Annotated in this window: 8 protein-coding genes; 5 read left to right on the top strand and 3 right to left on the bottom strand. The window is 72.0% G+C overall.

Features of this window, described 5'->3' with window-relative positions; all coding sequences use genetic code 11:
- The 3 genes from PROKR_RS30735 to PROKR_RS12675 all read left to right on the top strand — a co-directional run.
- On the top strand, positions 1-440 hold a 440-nt coding region (locus tag PROKR_RS30735; RefSeq protein ID WP_051432935.1), incomplete at its 5' end, for a hypothetical protein.
- A complete protein-coding gene (locus PROKR_RS12680; RefSeq protein WP_036963742.1) occupies positions 437-1,609 on the top strand; it encodes a sensor histidine kinase in 1,173 nt (390 codons plus the stop codon). The genes PROKR_RS30735 and PROKR_RS12680, both read left to right, overlap by 4 nt.
- A complete protein-coding gene (locus PROKR_RS12675) occupies positions 1,606-2,262 on the top strand; it encodes a response regulator (protein ID WP_036963740.1) in 657 nt (218 codons plus the stop codon). Before PROKR_RS12680 ends, PROKR_RS12675 begins: the two co-directional genes overlap by 4 nt.
- A 104-nt stretch (positions 2,263-2,366) precedes the next feature.
- On the opposite strand, the gene PROKR_RS37845 is transcribed toward PROKR_RS12675, so the two are convergent.
- Positions 2,367-6,773: a S8 family serine peptidase gene (locus PROKR_RS37845; protein ID WP_169736409.1), complete on the bottom strand. Its 4,407-nt coding sequence runs from the start codon at positions 6,771-6,773 to the stop codon at positions 2,367-2,369.
- 197 nt (positions 6,774-6,970) lie between these two features.
- Between PROKR_RS37845 and PROKR_RS12665 the strand changes: the two genes are divergently transcribed.
- Positions 6,971-7,429, top strand: a complete 459-nt coding sequence (locus PROKR_RS12665; protein WP_036963735.1) for a cupin domain-containing protein — start codon at positions 6,971-6,973, stop codon at positions 7,427-7,429.
- 109 nt (positions 7,430-7,538) lie between these two features.
- On the opposite strand, the gene hisD is transcribed toward PROKR_RS12665, so the two are convergent.
- Complete coding sequence (gene hisD / locus PROKR_RS12660) at positions 7,539-8,864, bottom strand: histidinol dehydrogenase (RefSeq protein WP_036963733.1); 1,326 nt, start codon at positions 8,862-8,864, stop codon at positions 7,539-7,541.
- A 36-nt stretch (positions 8,865-8,900) separates the two neighbouring features.
- On the opposite strand from hisD, the gene PROKR_RS12655 reads away from it, so the two are divergent.
- Positions 8,901-9,143 (top strand): RNA-binding S4 domain-containing protein, encoded by a 243-nt coding sequence (locus PROKR_RS12655; protein WP_036963731.1) that lies wholly within the window; start codon positions 8,901-8,903, stop codon positions 9,141-9,143.
- A gap of 1 nt (position 9,144) precedes the next feature.
- On the opposite strand, the gene PROKR_RS12650 is transcribed toward PROKR_RS12655, so the two are convergent.
- Positions 9,145-9,549: a pyridoxamine 5'-phosphate oxidase family protein gene (locus PROKR_RS12650; RefSeq protein ID WP_036963729.1), complete on the bottom strand. Its 405-nt coding sequence runs from the start codon at positions 9,547-9,549 to the stop codon at positions 9,145-9,147.
- Positions 9,550-9,841 lie beyond the last annotated feature (292 nt).

Below are 9,841 nucleotides of genomic sequence, written 5' to 3'. Positions count from 1 at the left end.
TGACCGGTGCGGCGGTCGCCCTGGTGGTCCCGTACCCGCTGCTGAAGCTCGTGTGGTGGGCACAGGACGCCGCGAGCCCGGCGGCCGGGCCGGAACACCCGTTCCCCGCGATGGAGCTGCTCGCCTTCGGCACGGCCCTCGTCCTCGTGCTGCTGATGCTCTCGTCGCGCACGCCCCGTGTCCTCGGCCGGGTGCTCGTCGTCGCGGGCTGGGGTGCCTCGATGGTCCTGCTCAGCATGGGCTTTCTCATGGTCTTCGGGATGCTCGCGCAGCTGACGGGCGTCGCGGGGGGCGAAGTACGCTTCACCTCGGGCGGTGCAAGCCTGATGGTGTTGTGCGTCTACGGCACCTGGCTCATGCTCGGGGTGGTCGTGCTGGCCGCGACGCTCCGGCTCATGGACCGGCAGCTCAGTGACGGGCGCGGGAGGGCAGTGTTGTGAGCACGGGGCCGACGAGGGCGGACGTCCTCATCGCCGGCGCTGCCACGCTCGTCCTGTACCCGCTCACGGTGCTGGTGGCGATCACCTCGCTCCCCGCGCCGCAGGCGTGGGCCGTGTCGGTGCTCGCCCTCGTCGCGCACGGCGCCCTCGCCTGGCGGCGCTCCCGGCCACTGGCCTCGGCGCTCCTGGTCGGCGTGGCCGTCGGGGGTGAGGTCGCGGTGACGGGTCTGTTCTACCTGCTGCCGTCCACGCTGGTGCTCCCGATGGCTCTCTACGCCGCCGCCGCGTATGCCGCACGATGGTGGCTGCTCGTGCTGGGCCTTGTGGGCTCGGGGGTCGCGGCCGGGCGGCATGCGGTCGATCCGGACGTCGTCGGCTCAGGGTTCGGGCCGGCGTCGTGGCTGCTCTTCCTCCTGTTCGCGGCGGTGCTGATCTGCTCGTGGACGATGGGTCGGCTGCGTGGTGCGCAGGTCGTGGCGACCAGGCTCGCCGAGGAACGCGCCGAGGCCGAGCGTCGCGACCGGATGCGGAGCGAGGAGCTCGCCGCCGCCCAGGAGCGTGGCCGCATCTCGCGCGATATGCATGACGTCCTTGCCCACTCCCTGTCGGCCATCATCGGCCAGGCCAGGGTGGCGCGGTTCGACGAGACCCGGACCGTACCCGCGCTCGCGACGATCGAGGAGACCGCGCGCGCCTCCCTCCACGAGATCCGCGGCATCCTGCGGTTGCTCAGGGAAGGGGACGCGGAGGCCCGGCCCCAGCCCGGTCTGGCCGACCTCCCGGAGCTCGTCGACCGAGCACGTTCGCTCGGCTGCGCCGTCACCGAGACGACGGACGGCGCGCCGTCGGCCGTCAGCGACGCCGCCCAGCTGGCTGTCTACCGATTCGTCCAGGAGGCGATCACCAACGTGACGAAGCACGCGCATCCCGGAGCGGCCGTGGACCTTGCCCTGCGGTGGGGTGCCGACCACCTCACGGTGACGGTCGCGAACGATCGGCTCCGGACCGGGCGCCCGGCCAGGACCGACGTCGGCATGGGGCTGACCGGCATGCGGGAACGGCTGGTGGCTGTCGGTGGAGCCCTGGTCACGACGGACCCGGAGAACGCCGGCGGCGAGCGGTTCGTCGTGTCCGCGACGGTACCCGCACGAGCGGAGGAGAGGGCATGATCCGGGTGCTCGTGGTCGACGACCAGGATCTCGTGCGTGCGGGCGCCGTGGCGAGCGTCGGTGCTCAGCCGGACATGACGGTGGTCGGCGAAGCCACGACCGGCGTCGAGGCAGTGCACCAGGCGATGCTCCACGTACCCGATGTCGTGCTGATGGACATCCGCATGCCCCAGCTCGACGGCATCGACGCCACTCGCCAGATTCTCGGCCGTCATCCCCGCACCCGGGTCCTGGTGCTCACCACGTTCGATGCCGACGAGTACGTCTTCGCCGCGCTCCGGGCCGGGGCGTCCGGGTTCCTGCTCAAGGACTCCTCGGTCGAGGAGCTCGCCGCCGCGATCCGCGTGGTGCACCGGGGCGACTCGGTCCTGTCGCCGTCGACGACCAGCCGTCTCGTCGAGCTCATGCTCCCGGCGGTCCCCGATCCGGGAAGGCAGGCCACCGCAGCGGCCCTGCTCACGGACCGCGAGCTCCAGATCGTGCGGCTCGTGGCGCAGGGCCTGAGCAACACGGAGATCGGTGCCCAGGTCTTCCTGGCGGAGGCGACGGTCAAGACCCACGTGGGCAGGGTGCTGACCAAGCTCGGTCTGCGTGACCGGGTGCAGGTGGTGATCTGGGCCTACCAGAACGGGCTCGTGAGCTCCACGGGCTGACCGTGGGACGGGAACGGCATGCGGGCCCTACGACGGCGGGCCTGCAGGTCCTGCCCGCGGGTGCGGAGGCAGGACCGGCAGGCCCGCTGGTCTACGCCGTCAGGTCAGCAGGTGCCCACCTTCTCCCAGGGGCCCCACGGCGAGGTGCCCGGCTCCTGGTTACGGGTCCAGTACTTGGCCCGCCAGAGCTTGCCCTCGTGCTCGACCGTCTCGCCGCCGGTGTAGATCCACGAGCTGGTCCAGGCCTGGTACGTCTCGTCGCCGCAGACGACGTCGGCACCGACCTCGGCCCACGGACCATACGGAGAGGCCCCCGGCTTCTGGCCCCGGGTCCACCACTGCGCGACCCACACGGAGCCGTCGTAGAGGACCTCGTCACCGGCGGTATAGATCGCCTTGCGGTCCCAGGCCGGGATGTCCGGCACGCCCGTCACGTCGACGTCGACCGAGGCCACGGCCGGCTCGTCGAACGGGTTGTCCGTGACGTGCTCCGCGGCGTTGGTGTAGGTACCGGTGACGGCGTCCTGGTCCACCGTGACGTCGTACGACAGGGTGACCGGGTCGACGTCGGGCGCCACGTAGTCGAAGCAGATGGTGGCGCCGTCTGCGATGGCGTCGGCCGGGTTCCCGGCGTTCACCACGGCGTTACCGTGCGTGCCCGCCAGGTTCTCGACCCCGATCGTGGCGGACGCCGGCAGCTCCCCGACGTCGCCGTACTCGAACCGGATCTCCGGGCGTGTGTCACTGACGTTCTTGTAGACCCATGCCTGGAAGGTGCCCACCGAGTTGGACAGGTCTGCGGGGTCGGCACCGTACGGGAACGGGTCGTCCCACTGGATGACGGCCGTCTCCAGGTCACGCGTGTTGGCGATCCGTACGCCACGGTCGTTCGCCAGGGAGAGCTCGAGATCCGACCAGAGGGGTGCGATCACGCCGTTCGGGGCAGCCGCGCTGGGCAGCTCCTGAGGTGTCCACGGCTCGCCGGCGTAGCCGCCCGTGACCGTGATCAGACCGTCGTCGGAAACGACGAGCCCGGGAGACGCCTCCCCGTAGTGCGAGAACGGACCGATGTTCGAGAATGCGTTGACGGCGACGCTGTCGCCGTCGAGCGTGCTGAACCCGACACCCGCTGCGCCCAGGTCCTGGAACCCCGATGTGCACTGCGGGTCGTCCGCCGGTGTCGACGCCTCGTAGGAGCCCGTCGCGCCCACCAGCGTGGGCAGGTCGACCTCCCACGTGATCGTCTGCCCGTCGACGACGCCGTCACCGGTCACCGAGTCGGGGTCGACGGTCAGCCCGTCCGGCACCGTGTCGGTGACCGTGTAGGTGAGGTCCTCGGGCGTGGCGTTCGGCTGGACCGTGATGTCGTACCCGATGGTGTCGCCGAGGCCGGCCTCCTCGACCGAGGCCGTCTTGGTCACGTCGTCGGCGATGCGGGACAGGCGGACCGGGATCTCGCCGATGTCGCCCGGGCTGTCCGGCGAGCTGCCGAGCACCGCGGTGCCGTAGAAGAGGTCGCCCTCGGCGGCCGTGGGCAGGTCCCAGTGCAGCCGCACGTCGTACGGCTCGCCCACCGGGACGTCGCCGTCGGGCCCGGCCACCCCGGCGTTGCCGAGGTCCTCGCCCGGGACGACGGCGGTCGCCAGCGTGTGGGCGTCGGGCTGGTCCTCGGTGCCCTGCCAGTTCTGGACCAGCACCCACCAGGTTCCGGCCTCCGGGTCGGGCACGTCGCAGTACTCGGCGGCGGACGACGTCGTGGAGGCGCACACCTGGGTCGCCGGGCTCGGCGTGTCGCCGGTGCCGACGAACATGTCGAGGTCCGGCGCCTCGGCCGCGGCGATCTCGGCCACGAGCCGCGTGGCGCCGTCCGGCACCTCCAGCGTGGTGACCTCGACCTTGCTCAGGTCGTCGAACGCGTCGGCGTTCGTCGGGTCCTGGCTGAGCGAGCCCTCGTGCAGGTCGGCCTCGACGAGACCCTGCACCGAGCCGGTGAAGTCGCTGACCGCGACGGACTTCAGCCCGGTCACGGCCTGCGAGCCGGTGTCCCGGCGCGTGGTCACGTCGATCTCGTTCGGCAGGATCGCACCGGACGGGACGACGGCGACCGGCAGGGTCACCGCGGGCACGTCCTCGTTGCTCGGGGTGAGCGTGACGCGGCCGAACAGCGTCTCGCCGTCGGGGGCGCCGCCGACGTCCGCCGTGACGGAGATGCCGAGCGAGTCACCGGGGGAGACAGTGTCGGTCGAGAGGTCCACCGAGAGGGAGAGGCCGTCGTCGGAGACCGCGGACGCCGTCCACGTGACGCCGGCCGGGGCCGACGGCGGCGCGACCGCCGTCCGCTCCCAGGAGCAGGTGGCGAGGCACTGGGTGTCGGCGAAGGACGGCAGGTTCAGCGTGCTCGGGTCGCCGCCCTCCTCCGGGTTCGCGGCCAGGTAGTTGGCGCCGGTCTCGTCGAACAGCAGGGCCGCCTGCACGGCCGCCCCGATGTCCATGTGGCCGCTGCCCTGCTCGTACGGGGTGGCGGGCGAGCCGTCGAAGTCCTTGACGCTGGTGCGCGCCGTGGTCATGAGCGCGGACTGCTGCTGCGCCGGGGTCCAGTCGGGGCGGGCCTGCGTGAGCAGGGCGCCCGCGCCGGCCACGTGCGGGCTCGACATCGAGGTGCCCGAGATGATGCCGTACTCGACGTGGTCGTACGCGCCGTCGGCCACGCCGTACGCGGCGAGGATGTCGACGCCGGGGGCGGTGATGGACGGGACGATCGTGTCGACGGCCCGGTTGGGGCCGCGTGAGGAGAAGCTGGACATGGTGTCGCCCAGCGCGTCGTCCGTGATGAACGTGGTGCCGGCGATCGTGCCGGTGTGGTCCGAGCCCTCGGCGAGCCAGTCGCGCAGGGTCTCGCCATCGGCGTAGCTGATCGCGACACCCGGGACGGCGAACGCGTCACCGAGCAGCGAGCCGCCGTTGACCTGGTCGTTCGTCAGCACGAAGCCGGTGGCACCCTGGGCCGCGACGTTGGCCGACTTCTCGACGCGGCCGTTGCCGCCGCGCGCACAGACCACGATCTTGTCGGCGTAGTCCGCCTCGTGGCCCGTGGTCGTGGTGCACTGCGGGTCGCCCACGGAGGCGGCGTCGATGATCCCGGTGGCGGGCAGCGGGCCGGTCAGGGACTTGCCGGTCAGATCCGGCAGGTCGCCCGCACTGCCGGTGAGGTTCTCCAGGGCGTTGAGCATGTGCCGGTTGTGCGTGGAGGCACCCACCGACGTCAGCCAGGGCGCGTCGGCGGGGGAGCCCGTCGTCGCGAACCCGGGGCCGTCGTTGCCGTTCGACGTCGCGACGAAGATGCCCGCGGCGCGCGCGTTGAGGAATCCGAGCGCGTCGAAGTCGTTCCACAGGTCCGACGGCGACGAGGAACCGATCGAGTAGTTGATGACGTCGACGCCGTCGGCGATGGCCTGGTCGATCGACGCCGTCAGGCCCGCGGTGGTGCAGCAGCCGCGGTAGCTGATGACGTTCGCGTGCGGGGCGACGCCGGACACGTCGAACGTCGGCGGGTTCGTGCCCTCCGGCGCCGTCGGTGTCACGTCGTCGACCACGTTGCCGCCCGAGGTGGAGGCCGTGTGCGAGCCGTGCCCGTCCTCGTCCAGGGCGCTGCGGTCGGCGGCGCTCAGGAACCCGTAGGCGCCGATGAGCTTGCCGTTGCAGGGGAAGTCCGGGTCGTACTGGTCGGTGTTCGCCGGGTCGCAGACGCCCAGGTAGTTGCCCGCGCCGAGCGGGTTGGTGTGCGTGTAGCCGTCGTCACCGGTCTCGGCGAACGAGGGGCTGGAGGGGTGGATGCCGGTGTCGATGGTGCCGATCACGACACCCTCGCCCTTGTAGTTCTCCGGGAGGTCGAGCTCCTCGACGGCGTTCCACAGCGCGTCGGCGTTGCTCCACGCCGGACCGGCGTCCGTGTGCAGCTCGTGCTCCTTGTCGAGCGCGATGTGCGCGACGGCGGGGTCCTGCGCGATCTCCCGCGCCTCAGCCGGGGTGAGCACGGCGGACAGGCCGTTGGCCGCGTACTGGTAGGTGAAGGGCACGTCGACGCCGTGGCCGACCTTCCGCTCCATGCGGGTGACGAAGTCGTCCTGCTCCGCCTCGAGGAACTCCGTGTACTCGCGCACGCGGGTGGTCGACGGGTCGAGCGTCCTGCCCGCGCGGGGTGCCGTAGCCGCCAGACCCTCGACACCGCCGGTGTAGGTGGGCACGGCGGCGTCGGTGAGGCGGATCAGGTAGGTGCGCTCCGCCTTGCCGCGGCCGAGCGCGAGCTTCTGGATCCCGGCGTCCCGCTCGACTCCGGCCTGCGGGGTGGTCTCGGCCGGCACGAGGCTCTCGGCGAGGCGGTCGCCGGGGTCCACCTTGTCCGCGGACGGCGGGGCGGCTGGGGTCACGGCAGCGGCCGCGGGCGTGAACGCCGCCGCAAGTGCCGTGACCGCGGCCACGGCGAGCAGGGGCGTTCTGGACCGGTTTGACATTACGGCTCCCTCGGTACGGCAGCGATGGAACGAGCACGTGCAGTTGTGCGACATTCCTCGCTTACCGCGCGGTGCGATGTCAATGCTTCCGTACAGGATTCACCCAGTCCAAGATCAGGACACAGGTCAGGTCACAGATCCGGAGGCCGCCCGGTCAAGACGTCGTAGCAAGGAAACGACGACGAAGGGTGCGGCACATGACCGACACACAGGACCACGCCGGGCACCTGCACGGGGCGGCCGAGCACGCCGGACCGGTGGCGAGCTGGATGACGGCGGCCACGATGCTGCAGGACGCCTCGCCGATCACGGTGCCCGAGGGCGCCTCGGCGATGACGATCCACGTCGAGTGGGGGCCGGGCGACCCTGGCACTCCGCCGCACCGCCACTCCGGGCCGGCCTTCGGGTACGTCATCCAGGGTGCGGTGCGGTTCGAGCTGGAGGGCGAGCCGGAGCGGGTCGTCGAGGCCGGCGGGACGTTCTGGGAGCCGGGCGGCGACGCCATTCACTACCAGGACGGCAACGCCCTGGACGACGCGCGCACGGAGTTCGTGGTGACGATGATGTGCGCGCCGGGCAAGCCGATGCTGGAGCTCGTCTCCGAGTCGGAGCTCGCGGAGCGGGCGCACCTGCGCGCGCCGCGGCCGTCGGCCTGACCTCGCCTCTGGCCTGACCCCGTCATCTCCTTCGAGGTCTAAGTTTCTTCGCTCTGGGTCGCCCGAAAGCGAAGAAACTTGGACCTCGAAGGAGACAGCGAGGGCGCGACTAGTGGAACCGCCCGCGTACCGCCTCGCCGTGCGCGGGCAGGTCCTCGTCGTTGGCGACGGCGACGATGCGGTCGGCGAGCTCCTCGAGCGCGTCGCGCGTGTACTCGATCTGCTGCACCGACTTCAGGAAGGCGTGCACGCCCAGGCCGCTCGCGAAGTGCGCGGTGCCCCCGGTCGGCAGCACGTGGTTGGAGCCGGCCATGTAGTCGCCCAGCGACACCGGCGACCACGGGCCCACGAAGATCGCGCCCGCGCTGTGCACGCGCGCGGCCACCCGGGCGGCGTCGGCCGTCTGGATCTCCAGGTGCTCGGCGCCGTACGCGTTCACGACGGCCAGCCCCGCGTCGATGTCGTCCACCAGGACGATCGCGGACTGCGGGCCGTCCAGGGCACGCGCCACGCGGGTGGAGTGCTTGGTGGCCGACGCGAGGTCCACCACCCGGGCCTCGACCGCGGAGGCGAGCTCCACCGAGTCGGTGACCAGCACCGAGGCCGCCATCGGATCGTGCTCGGCCTGGCTGATCAGGTCGAGGGCCACGTGCCCGGCATCCGCGGTGCCGTCCGCGAGCACGGCGATCTCCGTGGGCCCGGCCTCGGCGTCGATCCCGACGATGCCCCGCACCAGGCGCTTGGCCGCCGCGACGTACACGTTGCCGGGGCCGGTGATGACGTCGACCGGCTCGCACAGCGTCTCGCCGTCCTGCTCCGCGCTGCCCGCGGCGCCGTACGCGAACATCGCCACGGCCTGCGCGCCGCCAACGGCGTAGACCTCGTCGACGCCCAGCAGGGCGCACGCCGCCAGGATGGTCGGGTGCGGCAGGCCGCCGTTGTCCTTCTGCGGCGGGGACGCCACTGCGAGGCCGGGCACGCCCGCCTCCTGCGCCGCGACCACGTTCATCACCACGGACGACGGGTAGACCGCCAGCCCGCCCGGCGCGTACAGGCCCACCCGCTGGACCGGGATCCAGCGCTGGCGCACGACGGCGCCCGGCGCCAGCTCCGTGACGTGGTTCGGCGGGAGCTGCTCGGCGTGCACCCGGCGCACGCGGCGGATCGCCTCCTCCAGACCGGACCGGACCAGCGGCGTCAGGCTGTCCAGCGCGTCGGTCAGGGCGCTCGCGGGAACCCGCAGGTGCTCTGGTGCGATCCCGTCGAGCCGCAGCGCGATCTCACGCAGGGCGGCGGCACCGCCCTCGCGGACCTGGCGCAGGAGCGGCTCGACCACATGGACGGCCTCGTCCACTCCGACCTCGGCACGGGGTAGGACGTCGAGGAGGGCGCGGCGGCCCAGGGACCGGCCGCGCAGGTCGATACGTTGGATCACCCGGCCAGTCTATGGCGGCGGACGGGAGACAATGCTGTGGTGTCCAACTCTGAGTCGAACGTCCCCGAGGTCCCGATCCGTGACGAGGTCATCCGTCTCGGCCAGTTCCTGAAGCTCGCCGACCTCGCCGAGGACGGCGCGCAGGCCCGTGACCTGATCGCCGACGGCGAGGTGCGGGTCAACGGCGAGGTCGAGACCCGCCGCGGCCGCCAGCTCGTGCGCGGCGACCGCGTCAGCGTGCTGATGCCTGCCGGCGAGGAATCAGCGAAGGTCGGCTAGCTCAGGACGCCATGTACGTCGACGCCATCACCTTGTCCACGGTCACGCGCAGCACGATCCGGTCCGGGTTCGGCCCCAGCTGGCGGTAGCGGCGCGCGTACCGCGCCACGGCGTCGGCTATCTCGTCGGTGTCCTCGCTGACGGCGATCGTGCCCTCCAGCGTGATCCAGCGGCCGCCGGCCACCTGGCACAGCGCTGCGCGCGGCTCGCCGCCGTCGGGCCCCGGGACCGCGTGCCGGGCCTTGAAGGACGAGCGGTTGGTGGTGATGCGCGCGACCCCGGCGTCGGCGTCCCAGGTGAAGGCGACCGGGACGACGTGCGGCGTGCCGTCGGGGCGCAGGGTGGTGAGGGTCGCGAGGTGGCGCTCGGTGACGAAGACGAGCTGCTCGGGGTTGAGTCGGATCACGCCGTGAGTCTAGGTCGGGGCGGGCGAGCACCCGGCCCCGCCGTGTGGTCGGGTTGTGGGTTCCCCGTATTCCCCGGGGGTCCGGTATTTGGCTAGCGTTCCTGACAAATACCACGGCCCTAGGGAGTGCCATGAGACGGCGTACATCGTTCCTGGCGGCGGGCGTCACCGCCCTGCTCGTCACCGGACTGGCCATACCGGTCGTCGCGGCGCAGACCGGGCCGGTGGCGCAGGCCGCCGCGGCCGACTGCGCGGCGTCCGGCTGGGCGGAGGGCAGCACGTACGCCGCCGG

Source organism: Promicromonospora kroppenstedtii DSM 19349, assembly GCF_000515355.1.
GTDB classification, from domain to species: domain Bacteria; phylum Actinomycetota; class Actinomycetes; order Actinomycetales; family Cellulomonadaceae; genus Promicromonospora; species Promicromonospora kroppenstedtii.
This window is presented reverse-complemented; position numbering and strand designations above follow the sequence as displayed.

Excerpts from the sequence above, each read along its gene's own strand:
- PROKR_RS12675 (WP_036963740.1), top strand. The coding sequence starts at position 1,606 with ATGATCCGGGTGCTCGTGGTCGACGACCAGGATCTCGTGCGTGCGGGC.
- PROKR_RS37845 (WP_169736409.1), bottom strand. The coding sequence starts at position 6,773 with ATGTCAAACCGGTCCAGAACGCCCCTGCTCGCCGTGGCCGCGGTCACG.
- PROKR_RS12665 (WP_036963735.1), top strand. The coding sequence starts at position 6,971 with ATGACCGACACACAGGACCACGCCGGGCACCTGCACGGGGCGGCCGAG.